Annotated in this window: 17 protein-coding genes; 6 read left to right on the top strand and 11 right to left on the bottom strand. The window is 61.6% G+C overall.

Annotated elements, in window-relative coordinates; translation table 11 throughout:
• Nucleotides 1–239 precede the first annotated feature (239 nt).
• From QEN71_RS12945 to QEN71_RS12925, 5 genes are all read right to left on the bottom strand, one after another.
• Nucleotides 240–1361, bottom strand: a complete 1122-nt coding sequence (locus QEN71_RS12945) for a polyamine ABC transporter substrate-binding protein (protein WP_201653778.1) — start codon at nt 1359–1361, stop codon at nt 240–242.
• An 87-nt stretch (nt 1362–1448) separates the two neighbouring features.
• Nucleotides 1449–2894, bottom strand: a complete 1446-nt coding sequence (locus QEN71_RS12940; protein ID WP_201653775.1) for an aspartate aminotransferase family protein — start codon at nt 2892–2894, stop codon at nt 1449–1451.
• A gap of 61 nt (nt 2895–2955) precedes the next feature.
• Nucleotides 2956–4290, bottom strand: a complete 1335-nt coding sequence (locus tag QEN71_RS12935; RefSeq protein WP_201653772.1) for a glutamine synthetase family protein — start codon at nt 4288–4290, stop codon at nt 2956–2958.
• A 33-nt stretch (nt 4291–4323) separates the two neighbouring features.
• On the bottom strand, nt 4324–5112 hold the full coding sequence (locus tag QEN71_RS12930; RefSeq protein ID WP_201653769.1) for a gamma-glutamyl-gamma-aminobutyrate hydrolase family protein: 789 nt from the start codon (nt 5110–5112) through the stop codon (nt 4324–4326).
• Nucleotides 5113–5416: 304 nt separating this feature from the next.
• A complete protein-coding gene (locus QEN71_RS12925; RefSeq protein ID WP_039901929.1) occupies nt 5417–5623 on the bottom strand; it encodes a hypothetical protein in 207 nt (68 codons plus the stop codon).
• Between the two features lie 437 nt (nt 5624–6060).
• On the opposite strand from QEN71_RS12925, the gene QEN71_RS12920 reads away from it, so the two are divergent.
• Both QEN71_RS12920 and QEN71_RS12915 read left to right on the top strand, forming a co-directional pair.
• Nucleotides 6061–6612 carry a cupin domain-containing protein gene (locus tag QEN71_RS12920; RefSeq protein WP_201653766.1) on the top strand — a complete coding sequence of 184 codons (552 nt, stop codon included), beginning with the start codon at nt 6061–6063 and terminating at the stop codon, nt 6610–6612.
• A gap of 100 nt (nt 6613–6712) precedes the next feature.
• Entirely contained in the window at nt 6713–8206 is a 1494-nt protein-coding gene (locus tag QEN71_RS12915; protein WP_201653763.1) for an aldehyde dehydrogenase, read from the top strand.
• Nucleotides 8207–8245: 39 nt separating this feature from the next.
• Here QEN71_RS12915 and QEN71_RS12910 read toward each other — a convergent pair whose 3' ends face one another.
• Together QEN71_RS12910 and QEN71_RS12905 are read right to left on the bottom strand one after the other, a co-directional pair.
• Nucleotides 8246–9448: an MFS transporter gene (locus tag QEN71_RS12910; RefSeq protein WP_201653760.1), complete on the bottom strand. Its 1203-nt coding sequence runs from the start codon at nt 9446–9448 to the stop codon at nt 8246–8248.
• Nucleotides 9445–9978 (bottom strand): MarR family winged helix-turn-helix transcriptional regulator, encoded by a 534-nt coding sequence (locus QEN71_RS12905; protein WP_201653757.1) that lies wholly within the window; start codon nt 9976–9978, stop codon nt 9445–9447. The genes QEN71_RS12910 and QEN71_RS12905 overlap by 4 nt, the downstream gene beginning before the upstream one ends.
• Before the next feature lie 207 nt (nt 9979–10185).
• Between QEN71_RS12905 and QEN71_RS12900 the strand changes: the two genes are divergently transcribed.
• A complete protein-coding gene (locus QEN71_RS12900) occupies nt 10186–10767 on the top strand; it encodes a glycine zipper family protein (protein ID WP_201653754.1) in 582 nt (193 codons plus the stop codon).
• Nucleotides 10768–10828: 61 nt separating this feature from the next.
• On the opposite strand, the gene QEN71_RS12895 is transcribed toward QEN71_RS12900, so the two are convergent.
• Complete coding sequence (locus QEN71_RS12895; RefSeq protein WP_201653751.1) at nt 10829–12364, bottom strand: MFS transporter; 1536 nt, start codon at nt 12362–12364, stop codon at nt 10829–10831.
• 122 nt (nt 12365–12486) lie between these two features.
• Between QEN71_RS12895 and QEN71_RS12890 the strand changes: the two genes are divergently transcribed.
• Nucleotides 12487–13395 (top strand): LysR family transcriptional regulator, encoded by a 909-nt coding sequence (locus QEN71_RS12890; RefSeq protein WP_201653748.1) that lies wholly within the window; start codon nt 12487–12489, stop codon nt 13393–13395.
• A gap of 54 nt (nt 13396–13449) precedes the next feature.
• On the opposite strand, the gene QEN71_RS12885 is transcribed toward QEN71_RS12890, so the two are convergent.
• From QEN71_RS12885 to QEN71_RS12875, 3 genes are all read right to left on the bottom strand, one after another.
• Complete coding sequence (locus QEN71_RS12885; RefSeq protein WP_201653745.1) at nt 13450–13863, bottom strand: PRC-barrel domain-containing protein; 414 nt, start codon at nt 13861–13863, stop codon at nt 13450–13452.
• Nucleotides 13864–13919: 56 nt separating this feature from the next.
• Nucleotides 13920–14075, bottom strand: a complete 156-nt coding sequence (locus QEN71_RS12880) for a hypothetical protein (protein ID WP_201653742.1) — start codon at nt 14073–14075, stop codon at nt 13920–13922.
• A gap of 87 nt (nt 14076–14162) precedes the next feature.
• A complete protein-coding gene (locus tag QEN71_RS12875; protein ID WP_201653739.1) occupies nt 14163–14927 on the bottom strand; it encodes a TetR/AcrR family transcriptional regulator in 765 nt (254 codons plus the stop codon).
• Between the two features lie 324 nt (nt 14928–15251).
• On the opposite strand from QEN71_RS12875, the gene QEN71_RS12870 reads away from it, so the two are divergent.
• Both QEN71_RS12870 and QEN71_RS12865 read left to right on the top strand, forming a co-directional pair.
• The gene (locus QEN71_RS12870) at nt 15252–16433 is read left to right on the top strand and encodes an isovaleryl-CoA dehydrogenase (protein WP_201653736.1); all 1182 of its coding nucleotides are present in this window, start codon (nt 15252–15254) and stop codon (nt 16431–16433) included.
• A 19-nt stretch (nt 16434–16452) separates the two neighbouring features.
• On the top strand, nt 16453–18060 hold the full coding sequence (locus tag QEN71_RS12865; RefSeq protein WP_201653733.1) for a carboxyl transferase domain-containing protein: 1608 nt from the start codon (nt 16453–16455) through the stop codon (nt 18058–18060).
• Nucleotides 18061–18084: the final 24 nt, after the last annotated feature.

Genomic DNA, 18084 nt, shown 5'->3' with positions numbered 1-18084 from the left:
GGTTTGCGTGGTGTGCGTCGTATTCATGTGTGACCGTTCTTTGCGGATCGCAGGCACGAACGGGCCCTGGCGAGGCGCGCGAAGCGCTCGCAGGATCGTGCTGCAATCGGGGAAACATGGGGCTGCGCGTGAGGCGCAGACTGACTGCGCGACTGCTCTGCGGTAGAGGGATCGAGCGATCCCTTTACCGCTTCATTCAGTTCCCTTTCATGTCTCTGATAACCGGCGTCGAATCAGAATCAGTGGCCGGTTTTCAGTTGCGCCCAGAGGCGGTTTTCGAGCCGCAGAATTTCTGTCGGCATCGGTTTCATCAGCGTCATCCTGGCGATCACGTCGTCGGCCGGATAGACCGTCTGATCCTGCGCGACAGCCGGGGTGACGAACTGGCGCGCGGCGCGATTGGCGGTGGGGTAGAACACTTCGTTGGTAATGCCCGCATTGTTCTTCGCGTCGGAGATGAAGTTGATCCACTTCATCGCGGCTTCAGGGTGAGGCGCATCCTTCGGCACGACCATCACGTCGAACCACAGCAGGCCGCCTTCCTTCACGTTCGAGAACTTGATCTCATACGAACGCTTGGCTTCCTGCGTGCGGCGTCGCGCGATGCCGACGTCGCCGGACCAGCCCACGACGACGCAAACGTCGTTATTGGCGAGGTCGTTGATGTAGCCAGAAGAGTTGAATTGCGTGATGTACGGGCGGACTTTCTTCAGCACTTCATAAGCAGCCTGGTAGTCGCCGGGATTCGTGCTGTTCGGATCCTTGTGCATGTATTGCAGCGTCGCGGCGAACACGTCGACGGCCTGATCGAGGAACGACACCCCGCAGCTCTTGAGCTTCGACAGATTCGCGGGATCGAACACGAGCGACCAGCTGTCGACGGGCGCATTCGCTCCGAGTACTTTCTGCACGGCCTGCACGTTGTAACCGATACCGTCCGTGCCATATGCCCAAGGCACGCCGTACTGGTTGCCCGGATCGGCGTCGGCAATCAGCTTCATCAAGGTCGGATCGAGATTCTTCAGATTGGGAATCTGCGTCTTGTCGAGCTTTTGATAGACGCCGGCCTGAATCTGCTTGGCCATATAGTTCGACGTCGGCACGACGATGTCGTAGCCCGAACTGCCTGCAAGCAATTTAGCCTGCAGCGTGTCGTCGCTGTCGTAGTTGTCGTACTTGACGTGAATGCCCGTCTGCTTCTCGAAGTTCGGAATCGTGTCCTTCGCAATGTAGTCGGACCAGTTATAAACATTCAGTTCGGTGTCGGCAGCGTGCGCCGGCGTAGCTGAAAGTCCCGTAATGCCGGCCGCGGCGAGCAGTGCGGCCCCCGCGACCGCATGACGAAGATACCAAACGCTCATGTTGATTTCCCTTGAAGAAAAGTCCGGCATGAGCGTGTGTCGCGTTGTGGATGCGTCACGGCGCCCGCGCCGGTGGTCTGACTGCCGTTATGAAAGCCCGAGTTGTTGTGCGGTTGCGTCGATGGCTTTTTTCGCCTTCGAAACGATTTCGTCGATCTCGCTCTTCGTGATGACGAGCGGCGGCGAGAGCAGCATGCGGTCGCCCGTTGCACGCATGATCAGATTGCCGTTGAAGCAGAAGTCGCGGCAGATCGTGCCGACGTCGCCGCCGTTCTCGAAACGCTTGCGCGTCTTCGGGTTCTCGGCGAGTTGAATACCCGCGACGAGACCCACACCCGCAATATCGCCGACGATGGGATGATTCGCGAGCGCTTCACGCAAAGACTTCTGGAAATACGGGCCCGTTTCGTTCTTCACGCGCTCGACGATCTTCTCGTCGCGCAGCAGCTTCAGATTCGCGACGGCGACCGCGGCGGCGACAGGGTGGCCCGAATACGTGAGGCCATGATTGAACTCGCCGTTTTCGATGATTGCTTTTGCGATGCGGTCGTGCAGGCCGACCGCGCCCATCGGGATATAGCCGCTCGTCAAGCCCTTCGCCATCGTGATCAGATCCGGCTCGAAGCCGAAGTGCTGATGCGCGAACCATTCGCCCGTGCGGCCAAAACCGCCGATCACTTCATCGGCAACAAGCAGCACGTCGTACTTGCGGCAAATGCGCTGGATTTCCGGCCAGTAGGTAGACGGCGGAAAGATCACGCCACCCGCTCCCTGGAAAGGCTCACCGATAAACGCCGCGACGTTTTCTGCGCCGAGTTCGAGAATCTCCGTTTCAAGCTGACGTGCACGCGCGAGGCCGAATTCTTCTGGCGTCATGTCGCCGCCTTCGCCGAACCAGTAAGGTTGGTCGATATGCACGATATGCTCGACCTGCGACGGCATCTGTTCGTGCATATAACCCATGCCGCCCAGCGTGCCGCCTGCGATCGTCGAACCGTGATAGCCGTTCTTGCGCGAGATGACGAACTTCTTCAGCTTCTTGCCCTGCGTCGCCCAGTACTGATGGACGATGCGCAGCACCGTGTCGTTGCCTTCCGAGCCGCTGTTGCAATAGAAGAAGTGATTGAACGGCGCGGGTGTCAGTTCGGCGAGCAAGGCCGACAATTCGATGACGGGCGGGTGCGTGGTTTTGAAGAACGTATTGTAGAAGGGCAGTTCCTGCAATTGCTTATAGGCGGCGTCTGCCAGTTCCTTGCGTCCGTAGCCGACGTTGACGCACCACAGGCCTGCCATGCCGTCGATGATCTTGTTGCCGTCGGAATCCCACAGATACACGCCTTCCGCCTTGACGATCACGCGGCTGCCCGCGCGATTCAGTGCGCCCATGTCGGAGAACGGATGGATATGATGCGCGGCATCCAGCGCGCGGTATTCCGCAGTGCTGCGCTGCTGTTGCGATGCGCCCGCCGTCGCGGCCGATTGTGCGGATTGCGCGGGTTGTACATAAGTGATTTCTTCTGTTCTGAAACTCATGTTGCCTCCAGTTTTCTTTGCTAATTGCGCGTTCGTCTGTCGAGTACTTCCTAAAGGCGACTTAGACGTGCAACAGCAAATGTCTGCGCTCCCACGAACTGATGACGCGGAAGAACGCTTCGTATTCGGTTTCCTTCAGCGCGAGGTAAGCCTTGATGAACTGCTCGCCCATGATTTCCGCGAGCGGTTCGCAGGCGCCCATCAAGGTGAGGCCTTCTTCCAGATTTCGCGGTAACTGATAGGGCAGTTCATAGCCGTCGCTGGAAAGCGGTTCAGTGGGCGTGAGCCGCTGTGTCATGCCGAGATAGCCGGCCGCAAGCGTGCCCGCAATCGCGAGATACGGATTGCAGTCGACACCCGGAATGCGGTTCTCGATACGACGCGCCTGCGGACCCGAATGCGGAATGCGGAACCCAACGGTGCGGTTGTCGTAACCCCATTGCACGTTGATCGGCGCAGCCATGAAACGCGAAAGACGGCGATACGAGTTGATGTACGGCGCGAAGATCGGCATCAACGCAGGCGTGTACTTTTGAAGTCCCGCCAGATACCCGTTGAACATTTCCGTCGGCTTGCCGTCGCTGCCCGTGAACAGGTTCTGGCCCGTCTCTTCATCGACGAGACTTTGATGCACGTGCATCGCCGAACCCGGTTCGCCTTCCATCGGCTTCGCCATGAACGTCGCGTACATGTGGTGACGCAATGCCGCTTCACGCACGGTTCGCTTAAAGAGGAACACCTGATCCGCAAGCTTGAGCGGATCGCCGTGCAGGAAGTTGATCTCCATCTGCGCGGCGCCCACTTCATGAATCAGCGTGTCGACTTCGAGTTCCTGAATGTCGCAGTACTCGTAGATGTCTTCGAATAGCGGGTCGAACTCGTTGACGGCTTCGATCGAATACGCCTGGCGTCCTGTTTCCGCACGCCCTGTACGACCGACAGGCGGGCGCAAAGGCAGGTCCGGGTCCTTGTTCATATCGACCAGATAGAACTCCAGCTCCGGCGCAATGACGGGCTTCCAACCCTTTGCCTTGTACAGATCGAGCACGCGGCGCAGCACGCGGCGCGGCGAGATCGCGACGGGCGTGCCGTCGAAATGCACGCAATCGTGGATCACCTGCGCGGTGGGGTCGACGGCCCAGGGAATGATGCGGATCGTCGACGGATCGGGCACGCACACCATGTCGGGATCGGTGACGCCCGTGAGCGAGCCGTCTTCGGGATATTCGCCCGTCACCGTCTGGATCATCACGGCTTGGGGCAGGCGCATCGATTCGCCCGATTCGAACTTGCTGCGCGGAATGATCTTGCCGCGCGCGATTCCCGCCATGTCGGGAATGATCGCTTCGATTTCAGTGATGTGATGTTTCTTCAGAAACTCGTCAATCTCTTGCATGATCGTTCTCTCTGTTTTTTGCGCGGACGGGGATCAGACATGTGCGTTTGCAGTAGCTGCCGAACCCGTCCTCTTGCGCATTCGATCGCGGCATGCGGCACCGAACGCACGGAAGATCGCTGTCGATAGCGCATCGCTCGCATGCTTCCACTCGGGGTGCCACTGCACACCCAGCGTGAAGGCACGCGCATGCGACACGCTGATCGCTTCGATCAACCCGTCCGGCGCACGGGCTTCGACCGTGAGGCCGTCGCCGAGCCGCTCGACGCCTTGTCCATGCAGCGAATTCACGCGCACTTCGCTCGCGCCACCGGCGAGCTTCTGCAACAGCCCGTCTTGCACGAGTTGCAGCGCATGCGAGGGCGCGTACTGCAGATCGAGGTCGTCTTCCTTGTTCTCGCGATGGTCGTCGTAGCCTTCCACCGTTTGAACGCTTTGATGCAGCGTTCCGCCGAATACGACATTCATTTCCTGAAAGCCACGACAAATCGCGAGGACGGGAATGCCCACGTCGATGGCGGCGCGCATCAGCGGCAGCGTCGTCGCGTCGCGCGCGGCGTCGTGCAGCGTGCCAGGCGCGCTCGCATGACCGCCATAGCGATCCGGCTCGACGTTCGAATAGCTGCCCGTGAAGAGCAAGCCGTCGATATGCGCGAGCAGATCTTCCGGCGACTGTCGAACGCCCATCGCGGGCAGCACCATCGCGAGCGCCTGCGCGCCGTCCACGATGGCGGCGAGGTACTTCTCGCCGACCACGTGCGACGGATGCGGGCCCATCATCGTTCTGTCGGCACTGACGCCGACGAGTGGTTTGATTTGCATGACTAACATGTATTCGTGTTGACTGCGGGAACGCGGCAAATATTGCGTCGTATACGTGCGGCACGATTCCGCCGCCGTGCGCAGAGCGCAAAGCTGCTGAAGGGTGCTTGCGTGGCAGCGCCGTCAGCGCATCGCGCCGCGCGTTGCAATCAGATACGCTGTCCGATTCGCTCCGCTGCGTGCGATCGCAGGCGTGCAACGGCGCGCGCCCGATTTGAAGACGAGCGCAACCGATGACGCAGCGCAATCACGCGCGCGAAGCAATGACCCGCGAGCGGGCCGGACAGCGAAAGGCGGAGAGGCGCTAGGGCAAGAGCGATGCGACTTCGTCGGTATGTACCGCGATGAACGCACGCGCTGAAATGGAGTTATGACGACGGACGGAACGGCGCGACAGGATCGTGAAGACGGACAGAAAGCGGCGAAACGCAAGCCTGCCGTTGCTGCCGTCGGCGATGGCGTTGTCAGCGCGAAGACACCTCGCGAACTGACTACGATCCCACCTAACCAAAGGGCCTCGGACTCTCACGATTACACTCGACTGGCACGTTGAAAGTATTGAACGCCCCGTTCATCAAACGAGTCTGACGTTTAAAGAATCGGGACGACAGGTTGTTATTCGCGTTGCATCGTTTAGTCGTTGTGAGGCGATGAATCGGGCCTTTTCACCGGCTATTCGAACAAAGCAACATCAACCTGTAGACCAGCATATACGAGTCAAAAAGGGCGTCAAAGTCTTTTTACGAATCTTTGATGAGGGCTTACCCTGAGCTATCTACAGGCATTTATGTCCACTTCGAAGCCCGTCGATGCGTAAGAATTTCGCTTTGCTTACAGGGTTTTCCCCAGAAGCGGTCAATTTAAAGTGATTAGAATATTCAACACACGCGCGTGCTATTCGAATGCCGTTCTCTTTGTGCAGAACTTTCCGTTTTCGTGAGTGCATCGATGTCCATTGAAGTCGCAACCCGCCTGCAGTACATCCGCAAAAAGCACGGTCTTTCTCAGCGCGAGCTGGCGAAACGGGCGGGCGTGACGAACGGCACGATTTCGCTGATCGAACAGAACCGCGTGAGTCCTTCCGTCGGCTCGCTAAAGAAGCTGCTCGAATGTATTCCTATGAGCCTTGCCGAATTCTTCACATTTGAAGTCGAGGCCGAACGCACTGTGGTGTCGCGTCGCGCGGAGATGCCGAATCTCGGCAATGAGCAGATCGAGTTCTATCTGGCGGGATCGAGTGTCAAGGATCGCAATATGGGGATCATGCGCGAGGTGTATCAGCCGCTCGCGGATACGGGCCCCGAAATGCTGCAGCATGCGGGACACGAGGGCGGCGTGGTGGTCAGCGGTCAACTGGAGTTGACCGTCGACGGCACTACGTGGCTGCTCGACCCCGGCGACAGCTATTACTTCGAAAGCCGCTTACCGCATCGTTTTCGCAATCCCAGCGCGCAGCAGGTGTGCGAAGTCGTGTCGGCGAATTCGCCGCCCACTTTCTGATTCTTTCGCACGCTGCTTCGCGTCAACGCGTTCTCGCGCAGCACCGCATCATGCATAGGTCAGATGCGCTGCGCTGAACGCATAACATTGAGGCATCCTGATGGACAAGACGACATTGGCTTACTGGCAGGAAAAGGCAGCGACGCTGGCAATCGAAGGGCGCGCGTTTATCGACGGCGAATATCGTTCCGCTGAAAACGGGCGCACGTTCGATTGTGTGAGTCCCATCGACGGCAAGGTGCTGACGAAAGTCGCCGATTGCGGCGAAGCCGACGTGAATGCTGCCGTACGCGCAGCGCGTCATGCGTTCGATACAGCAGTATGGTCTGGACTTAATCCGCGCCAGCGCAAGGCGAAGCTGCTTAAATGGGCCGCGCTGATGCGCGAGCATCTCGACGAACTGGCTTTGCTCGAAACGCTCGATGCAGGCAAGCCAATCGGCGACACGACTTCCGTCGACGTGCCGGGCGCCGCGTATTGCGTCGAATGGTTCGCAGAGGCAATCGACAAGGTCGGCGGCGAAGTGGCGCCTGCCGATCATCATCTCGTCGGACTCGTGACGCGTGAGCCGCTCGGTGTCGTCGCGGCTGTGGTGCCGTGGAATTTCCCGATCCTGATGGCGTCGTGGAAATTCGGGCCTGCGCTTGCGGCGGGCAATAGCGTCGTGCTGAAGCCCTCGGAGAAGTCGCCTCTAACGGCGATTCGCGTCGTACAGCTCGCTCACGAAGCGGGCATTCCCGCAGGCGTGTTCAATGTCGTGCCGGGCGGCGGCGAGCCGGGCAAACTGCTCGCGCTCCATCACGATGTGGATTGCCTCGCGTTCACAGGCTCGACGAATGTCGGCAAGCTGATCATGCAGTATGCAGGGCAGTCGAATCTGAAACGTGTGTGGCTCGAACTCGGCGGCAAGTCGCCGAACATCGTGTTGCCTGATTGTCCCGATCTCGATCGCGCGGCAAAGACGGCGGCGGGCGCGATCTTCTACAACATGGGAGAAATGTGTACGGCGGGCTCGCGTCTGCTCGTGCATCGCGACATCAAGGACGTCTTCCTCGACAAGCTGGTCGCGGCGGCGCGCAGCTATACGCCGGGCAATCCGCTTGATCCGAAGACGTCGATGGGCGCGATCGTCGATCAGGTGCAGCTCGATCGCGTGCTCGGCTATATCGAAGCAGGGCGCGCCGAAGCGAAGCTGCTACACGGCGGCGCACGAGTGCAGCAGGAGAGCGGCGGTTTCTATATCGAGCCAACGGTGTTCGACGTGCCGAAACACGATGCGAAGATCGCGCGTGAAGAGATCTTCGGACCTGTGCTGTCGGTGATCACGTTCGATACGATCGACGAGGCCGTGCAGATCGCGAACGACAGCGACTACGGTCTCGCCGCCGCTGTATGGACGTCGAATCTGACGACAGCGCACGAAGTATCGCGACGTTTGCGCGCAGGTACTGTCTGGGTCAATTGCTATGACGAAGGCGGCGACATGAATTTCCCGTTCGGCGGCTACAAGCAGTCGGGCAACGGGCGCGACAAGTCGCTGCATGCGCTGGAGAAGTACACGGAGTTGAAGTCGACGCTGGTGCGTTTGCGTTAAAGAAACGCGGCGCGTGCAGAAGCTGCGCGCGTCGCTTATTCATGTCGATGAAGGCGAGGGCATCCGTTGTTGCGCCTGACGATGCCCTTCACGCATACCAACCGTGTAGATCATGAGCGCGCCGCTCATGATCGCGAGTTGCCACATCAACAGATCGTTGCCGAGTGCTTTCATCGCGGGGCCTGCAAATAGCGGCCCGGCAATCGAGCAAGCGGTGAACGCCAGCGACAGCACGCGCATGTTGCGCGTGATCGCCTGCTTGTCGCTGCAAGCGGCTGCATACATGCCGAGCGTGATGTACGCGCTGTTCATGCCGCCGAGAAAAAGCGCGGCCGCGATATACGCAAACGAAGCGCACGGTGCGAACGAAAACGCGACGATAGATGCCGTGCTCGCCAACGCGCAAACGATCACCGTTGCGGCAAGCCCGAAGCGATCCGCCAGCCATCCAACGGGAAATTGCAGCACCATGCCGCCGATGCCGAAGCACGCGAGCATCGTCGCGGTTTGTGCGGCAGTGAGTCCGCGGCTATCGGCAAAGAGTGGAAAGAGTCCGTAGAGCGCGCCATCGCCGATCCCGCCGACGGCAATCGTGACAAGGCCGAGGCATACGATTGGCCCAAGTTCGACGCGCTTGCCTTGCACCGCGGGAATCACCAATACAGTCTGACGCGCCGACGAACGCGTAAGCCAAAGCGGAATCGCGGCGGCTGCCGTCAGCAATGAACCTGCCAGAAACACGAGCGTTCCGCTCACGCCGCACAACACGGCCAGCGCCGGCGCAAGCACGCCCGCCGATGCAATCAGCGCTTCATGAATGCCGACTACCTTGCCGCTCTTGTCGGCGGGCACGAGACTGTAGAGCCACGTTTCGTTCGCGATCCAGCGCAAGCCGATACCGAGTCCCGTCAGCATGCCCGGCAAGATCCACGCGGGCCACGTCAACGCGCCTAATGTCCCGTACGCGACGAGCGACGACAAAAGTCCCAGCGATACCGTGAGCTTCGATCCCATACGCTCCATCAAACGCGGCGCGAACAGCAGCCCGATGAACATGCCCGTCCATTGCGCTGCCGCGAAGAGCCCGGCGCTCGGGGCGTCGAGTCCCTGATGCGCGAGCCACACGGGCAGCACCATGAAGCCGATGCCGAACTGACCGATCTGCGACAGCGTGGAAACAGCCGTCAATGCAGCCACGGCACTCCAGCGGGTGCGGATCGCGTCGGACCCGGGCGTGTTCATGATGCATTCGCCTCGGGCATCGGCAGCCCCTGATCGCGGCATTCGACGGGACAACCTGCTTTCAGGCACGGCTTGTCGTCGCAGAAGCGGCAAAGCTGCATCGCGTGCGACGCATCGCGTGTTTCGTTCCAGAGAATCTTGATCAGCAGACGCTCGAGCACGTCGCGCTCGTCTTCATCGAGCCTCGCGACGATGCGTTCGAGCATGCGCCCGCGCGCGTTCCGTAGACGGTTCGCTTCGCGTCGTCCTGTTGCGGTCAGCGCCAGTGCGACGGAGCGCTTGTCGCTGCCCGCTTTCTTCTCGACGAGACCGGCATCGACGAGTCCCGCAACGGCGCGCACCGCTGCGGGATGCGAGAGATCGACGGCGTCGCGCAACAGTTCGATCGATGAATCGGGGTACTGGCCGATCGCATTGAGCATCGCGCGTGCCGTCGATCCGGACAGCGCGGGAATGGAGGGTTGTGCGTCGAGTTCGTCCGTCACCAGAAGGGCGAGCACGCCAAGCAGATTTTCCGTACGCCGGGTCATCGCATCACCTCGATGTGTGCGCTGTGCATATGTGCATGATGCACATATAAGGCGGCAGTTTCAAGGTGAATCCGGCTGGCCCTTTTTTATGTTGTTCAGCGTCTTGCACAGAAATATCCAGTAACGGATTAGTAACTCACGCGCGGGTCGATTCGACTATTGTTCATATATTGCAGGTTGGATTTTCACATTGGCAGGTCGACGAAGATGAACAAGACTCAGGTCGCTAGAAAGGTCGCTGTGCCGGCGCTCGTCGTCGGGGTGTTGCTCGCATTGGGCGGTTGCGCGGTCGCGCCACCGAGCGGGCCGAGCGTGGTGGCGCTGCCGCGCAAGGGCGAGCCGCTCGAACAGTTCCAGCAGGAAGACTACGCGTGCCGTGACTACGCGTATCGCAGCACGGACGCGAACGGTGCGTCGCAAGCCGCGACGAACAATGCGGCGGGCAGCGCGGCTGTCGGTACGCTGGGCGGCGCGGCTGTCGGCGCGCTGCTCGGTGCGGCGGCGGGCAATGCAGGTGCCGGTGCCGCGATCGGCGCGGGCAGCGGCCTGCTGATCGGCGGCGCGACGGGCGCGAACGGCGCGTCGTATTCGGCGTATGGTTTGCAGGCCCGCTACGACGCGGCTTACGCCCAGTGCATGACGTCGAAGGGCAACACCATTTCGCAGCCGCCCGCGCCCGTCTATGCGACGCCGCCTGCATACTACGCGCCTGCGCCTGCTTATTACGCGCCGCGTCCGTACTACTATGGCCCGCCGGGCGTCGTGTACGCACCGTATCCGTACTACTGATTCACACCGTCTGCACGTTCGAAAAGCGTGAGCGCCTCATCCGCGCTCACGCTTTTTTGTTTCAATCTGTGCATTGCGCACATGTCGTCGCGGGCACTTCCCGGCGCTGCGGGCGCGTTGTCATCGGGCCGAACGTCAGGAAGCTGGCCAGCGCGAGCAGCCACACACCCACGCCGCCATACAACATCACCCAGCCGAAGCCGTGCACGAGCGCATCGTGTGAGATCTTCGGATCGAGCGCGACAGTGTGGCCTGCTGCGATCGCAGCGCTCATCGCGTGAATCTGCGTGACGTCCTGCGCGGCCGGCAACGCGTGCGATAAAAACGCAGCGACGCCCGCCACCAGCACGAACCCCATCAACGCGATGTTGATCGCAAGCGCGATCATTCGCGCGCTCATGTCGATGCCCGAAGCCATGCCCGCGCGTGCCGTCGATACCGCGCCCGTCGTCGTATTCGTCACGGTCGTGTTGGTGAGGCCGAGTCCGGCTCCCGCGACCATGCAACCCGGCAGCATCGTGATCCAGCTCGCGTGTTCGGCGGCGCTGCCCGCACGCATCAGAAAGAAGCCGAGGCCGATCGTGAAGAGCCCGCCAGGGATCACGAAGCCGGGCTGATAGCGATGCGCAAGCCGCTCCGCAATGGGCGGCACGACGAGCGTCGGCAGCGTATAGGCGAGCAGCGCGAAACCCGCGTGCAGATCGTCGTAACCGAGCGCGTGATGAAAGTACACGGGCAGATAGATCATGAAAGGCCAGAAGCTGAAGTTCATCGCCGCCGATCCGATCAGCGCGCCCGAGAACTTGCGGATGCGAAACACGGAGAAGTCGAACATCGGATGCGCGCTGACGTTTTCGGCGATGACGAACGCGATCAGACACAGCGTGCTCGCCGCGACGATGCCGAGCGCCGGCAGGCTCGCGAAGCCGAGATCCGCGCCCTGCGTGATATAGAAGGCCACGCCGAACACCGCAAGCGACAACGTGACGATGCCCCGCACATCGAGCTTCTGCGCATGCGGATCGCGTGATTCGCTCACACCGCTGACAGCGAGCGCGATCGTCGCCAGCGCGAGCGGCGCGTGAACGAGAAACACCCATTGCCAGCCGATCATTGCCACCGTCGCGCTGCCGATGATCGGCCCGAAGCCGAGCCCGATGCCGAAGATGATGCCCCACGCGGCGAACGCCTTGACGCGCTCGTGTCCCTGCTGGAACTGATGCGACAGCACGGCGACCTGGCAGATCAGCATCGCGCCGCCGCTCGCGCCCTGCAGAAAGCGGCCCGCGATCAGCACGGCCATGTCGGACGCGAGCCCGCACAGCAGCGACGTGATGCCGAACAGCGCAATGCTGACGACGAATACGCGCTTGCGCCCGTAGCGGTCCGCGAGTGTGCCCGTCGCCATCAGCACCGTCGTGCACGCAATCGTGTAGGCGTTCATGACCCATTGCATGTCGTTGAAATCGCCGTGCAGAAGGTGTTCGAGCGTCGGGAGGATGGCGGGGACGCTGGAAATCTCGAGGCCGAACATCAACGACGAAAGACAGGCGGCGAGGAGCGCGAGCGTGTTCTTGCGAAGTGGGAAAAGCTGCATGGCGGGAACCCGATGCTGTGAATGTGCGGCTACTATATCGGAACGATAGTCCCGATTGACGAGATGAATTCCGATGAATGATTCCTTCATGGAACCAATCAGTGAAGTAATGAGGTGCTCCGATGACTGACCGGCTCGATGGCGTGATGACCTTCGTGCAGGTCGTCGAAGCAGGCAGTTTCGCGGTTGCGGCGGAGCGTCTGAACCTCACGCGTTCGGCCGTCGGCAAGGTGATCGCGCGGCTCGAAACACGGCTCGGCGTGCGCCTGATCCATCGCACGACGCGCAGCCAGAGCCTCACGGAAGACGGCCAGGCATACTACGAGCGCTGCGTGCGCGCGCTCGCCGAACTGGAGGCCGCCGAAGCCGAACTCGAAGGCGGCCGGCGCACACCGCGCGGGCGGCTGCGGGTGAGCTTGCCGCTCGCGTTCGGCCAGTTGTGCGTCGCGCCCGTGCTGATGCATCTTGCGCGCCGGCATCCGAAGCTGCAGATCGACATGTCGTTCAGCGACCGCATGGTCGACCTCGTCGAGGAAGGTTTCGATCTCGCCGTGCGGATCGGCGAACTGCGCGACAGCACGAGTCTCGCGGCGCGGCGTCTGGGCGTGCAATACACGAGCATCGGCGCGTCGCCGTCGTATCTCGCACAGCACGGCATGCCCGCTTCGCTCGATGAAATGGACGGGCGCGACGGCATCGTGTACGCGCGCGCCGGTGCGCTGGTGCCGTGGGATCTGCACGATGAACAATCGGGGCAGGTGAAGCGCGTGAAGATCCACCCGCAACTGAGCATGGACGATGTGCAGGCGATCGCATCGGCGGCGATTGCGGGCTTTGGCCTCGCGCGCATTCCGTCGTGGCTGCTCGCGCGTTATGTGAAGACGGGCGAACTCGCGCTCGTCAAGGGGCGTTGCAGCTTGCCGCCGCAGGACATCCACGTCGTGTGGCCGCAAACGCGCTATATGGCGTCGAAGACGCGCTGCGCGATCGATGCGCTCGTCGCTGAAATTCCCGCGTTGATCGAAGATTGAAGAAGGCCGCCGTGCACGCGAAGTGCGTGGCGGCCATGCAGCCAATGCGCCGAATCAATCCGGCGCGTACTTGAACTCTGGCAGCGCTTCGAGCGAGCGTTTCGTCGCATCCGGCAACAGCACCGACTTGCTGCTGATCTGCAGATCGCTCAACGGCACGGCGACGTAGTGCTTGCCCATGCCGAGAAAGCCGCCTACCGACAGGATCGCGAACGCATTGTGGTCGGCCGGCGAGACGATCACATCGTCGATGGTGCCGATGCTGTCCTTGTCGCGGTTATAGACGGTCGTGCCCGACAGCTTCGATGCGCGAAAACCGCTGCCCGTCTGCGTGACTTCCGTGTGGCGTTCGGTGATCGATTGCGGCGCGCCTTGTGCGAGCGCCGCCGTCGAAACCGATGCAGAAGCGGCCGCGAGAAGCGCGCCCACGAGTGCGCGGCGATAAGTCTTGTTCAGAACCTGTTGCACGATGGTGATCCTCCCTGATTTTTTCTGGTGAACGGATGCGCGAACGCTGCTGATGGCTACGGCTTCTCGTCCTCGTGATCGGGATCGACATCGGGATCGAGCGGCGGCGCATCCGGGTCCTGAGGCGGCCCGACATCGGGCAAATCGGTTTGCACGACGTCGGACTGATCGGGGCGGATCGGGTTTTCGCCTTTGTTGGGCGTGGTCGACATGGCCGGTCCTCCTTGGGTTTCGTTGCTGACGTCAACCTCGTCAGCAAGTTGCGCACCCGGCCGGCGCGGCTGTATTGGCCTGTGGCTTCAGGCGTCTTCGCTGGTATTTGCAAGCCGCGGCGCGCGCTGCTTGTGCGCGGCTTCCGCTTCGGCGAGACGGCGCGTCGCCTCGCTCACTTCCTGGCGAAATTGCACGAGCGCATCGAGCGATGCGTCGGGCGGTTGCAGCGCCGACCACAGCACGTCGATCAGACGGTCCGCGGTGGCGTCGATATCGGTGCGTCGATTGCCGAGCGCCGCGTCCCACAGCACGTGCTCCATCGGTCCGAACACAAGCGAGCGCAGCAGACGCAGCGGCATGTCCGAGCGGATCTGACCCGTCTGCTGACCTTGCGACAGCACGCGCATCAGCGGCGCCGTGTAGCGCCGTTGCAGCCCGGTGAGTTCTTCGCTGAGTTCGTGCTGACGCGTGCGGCCTTCCGACAGCACGAGCGCGCACAGCCCCGTGCCGTTGACCAGCATCAGCCGCAAATGTGTGCGGACGATGAACGCGAACTGCTGGCGAATGCTGCCGTCGCGCGGCAGGCCCGATTCGATCGCTTCGATGATCTCGTCGTACCAGTCGCCGATCACGCGCGCGCACAGCTCGCGCTTGCCGCGAAAGTAGCTGAACACCGTGGCCTCGGAAATGCCGAGCCGTTGGGCGATCTCCGCCGTGGTCGCGCGGTCGTAGCCTTTTTCGGAGAAGACGTCGCGGCCCGCCTGAAGAATCTCCTTCACGCGCTGCTGCGACTTGCGTCCCGCCGGCTGGCGGCGCGATGCCGGCACTTCGGCCCTTGCTACGCCCATCATATGAGTCCAGTTCAGATTTCGGAGCAGGAAGGCTCCGTTGCGGCCGATACTACCACGGTAAACAGGCGCTGATAACGCCTCGGTCAATTTTGAGTGACACTCAAAAATACCGATTGACGCTTACGTAAATCTGGAGTGAAATGCGCTCTATGCTGTCGCGCGCCGGCTTATGTCGGATGAATCGTCTGTTCCTGACCGGGTCTTGACGATCGCGCGGCGCGGCCGGCTGAGCCCGGCTCAGAAAAATGCCCTGATGCACATAGCTTGATGCGACGGCGCTTGCAACACGCAAGCCGCCCGTGACGAACTCCTGGAGACACACAGATGAGCAACTTGCCCGGTTTGCAGTTCCCGCTTGGTGAAGAGATCGAGATGCTGCGCGACACCGTCGCGTCGTTTGCGGCGAAAGAGATCGCGCCGCGTGCGGGCGAAATCGACCGCACCGACCAGTTCCCGATGGATCTGTGGAAGAAGTTCGGCGATCTGGGCGTGCTCGGCATGACCGTCTCCGAGGAATACGGCGGCGCGAACATGGGCTACACCGCACACATGATCGCGATGGAAGAGATTTCGCGCGCATCGGCGTCGGTGGGTCTGTCGTACGGTGCGCATTCGAATCTGTGCGTGAACCAGATTCACCGCAACGGCACGGCGGCGCAGAAAGAAAAGTACCTGCCGAAGCTGGTGTCGGGCGAACACGTCGGCGCGCTCGCGATGAGCGAGCCGAACGCCGGCTCCGACGTGGTCAGCATGAAGCTGCGCGCGGAGAAGAAGGGCGACCATTACGTGCTGAACGGCACGAAGATGTGGATCACGAACGGCCCGGATTGCGACACGCTCGTCGTCTACGCGAAGACGGATATCGAAGCCGGTCCGCGCGGCATCACGGCGTTCATCGTCGAGAAGGGCATGAAGGGCTTTTCCGTCGCGCAGAAACTCGACAAGCTCGGGATGCGCGGCTCGCACACGGGCGAACTCGTGTTCGAGAACGTCGAAGTGCCCGTAGAGAACATCCTCGGCGAACTGAACGGCGGCGTGAAGGTGCTGATGAGCGGCCTCGACTACGAACGCGCGGTGCTCGCGGGCGGTCCGACGGGCATCATGATGGCCGTGATGGATGCCGTCGTGCCGTACATCCACGACCGCAAGCAGTTCGGTCAGTCGATCGGCGAATTCCAGCTGATCCAGGGCAAGGTCGCCGATCTGTACACGACGTTGCAGGCGTGCCGCGCGTATCTGTACGCAGTGGGCCGTCAGCTCGACACGATCGGCTCGGGCCACGTGCGCCAGGTGCGCAAGGACTGCGCAGGCGTGATTCTGTACACGGCCGAAAAGGCGACGTGGATGGCGGGCGAAGCGATCCAGATTCTCGGCGGCAACGGCTACATCAACGAGTACCCGGTCGGCCGTCTGTGGCGCGATGCGAAGCTCTATGAAATCGGCGCGGGCACGAGCGAAATCCGCCGCATGCTGATCGGCCGCGAGCTGTTCGCGGAAACGATGTAATCGTCTGCCAGGACACGACATGCCGATCATCGAATCGAAACTGAACCCGCGTTCCGACGATTTCCGCACCAACGCGGCTGCGCTCGAAGCGCTCGTCGAAGACCTGAAGGCGAAGATCAGCAAGCTCGCGCTCGGCGGCGGTGCTGCTGCACGCGACAAGCACGTGTCGCGCGGCAAACTGCTGCCGCGCGATCGCATCGCGCAACTGCTCGATCCGGGCACGCCGTTTCTCGAACTGTCGCAACTCGCGGCGTACGGCATGTACGGCGACGATGCGCCGGGCGCGGGCGTGATCACGGGCATCGGCCGCATTGCGGGCCAGGAATGCGTGATCGTCTGCAACGACGCGACCGTGAAGGGCGGCACGTACTATCCGGTGACGGTGAAGAAGCACGTGCGCGCGCAGGAAATCGCCGAAGAAAACCACTTGCCGTGCGTGTATCTCGTCGACTCGGGCGGCGCGAATCTGCCGAATCAGGACGACGTGTTTCCCGATCGCGATCACTTCGGCCGCATCTTCTACAATCAGGCGAATCTGTCGGCGCAAGGCATTCCGCAGATCGCTGTCGTGATGGGCTCGTGCACGGCAGGCGGCGCGTATGTGCCCGCGATGAGCGACGAATCGATCATCGTCAAGAATCAAGGCACGATCTTTCTGGGCGGCCCGCCGCTGGTCAAAGCGGCGACAGGCGAAGAAGTCAGTGCGGAAGACCTGGGCGGCGGCGACGTGCATACGCGTCTGTCGGGCGTCGCGGATCATCTCGCACAGAACGATGCACATGCGCTGTCGATTGCGCGCAGCATCGTCGGCAATCTGAATCGCCGCAAGGACGTGCCCGTCGCAATGCAGGAACCGAAGCCGCCGCGCTACGACACGAAGAGCATCTACGGCGTGATTCCCGTCGATACGCGCAAGCCGTTCGATATCCGCGAAGTGATCGCGCGCATCGTCGACGATTCCGCTTTCGACGAATTCAAGGCGCGCTACGGCACGACGCTCGTGTGCGGCTTCGCGCACATCTGGGGACACCCGGTCGGCATCGTCGCGAACAACGGCATTCTGTTTTCCGAGTCGGCATTGAAGGGCGCGCACTTCATCGAACTGTGCGCGCAGCGCAAGATCCCGCTCGTGTTCCTGCAGAACATCACGGGCTTCATGGTGGGCCGCAAGTACGAGAACGAAGGCATCGCGCGCAACGGCGCGAAGATGGTGACGGCCGTGGCGACGGCGAAGGTGCCGAAGTTCACGGTGATCATCGGCGGTTCGTTCGGTGCGGGTAATTACGGCATGTGCGGCCGCGCGTATTCGCCGCGTTTCCTGTGGATGTGGCCGAACGCGCGCATCTCCGTGATGGGCGGCGAACAGGCGGCTTCCGTGCTCGCGACGGTGAAGCGCGACGGCATCGAAGCGAAGGGCGGCACGTGGACGCCCGAGCAGGAAGAAGCGTTCAAGCAGCCGATCCGCGAGCAATACGAGCATCAAGGCCATCCGTATTACGCGAGCGCGCGCCTGTGGGACGACGGCGTGATCGATCCTGCGCAGACGCGCGACGTGCTGGGTCTCGGTCTGTCGGCGGCGATGAATGCGCCGATCGAAGACACGCGCTTCGGCGTGTTCCGCATGTAACGGCCGCGAGCGAGGATCATCGAA

This window comes from Paraburkholderia sabiae (assembly GCF_030412785.1).
GTDB lineage: Bacteria > Pseudomonadota > Gammaproteobacteria > Burkholderiales > Burkholderiaceae > Paraburkholderia > Paraburkholderia sabiae.
Note: the sequence above shows the minus strand (reverse complement) of the source record. Positions and strands in the feature narration are given on the sequence as shown.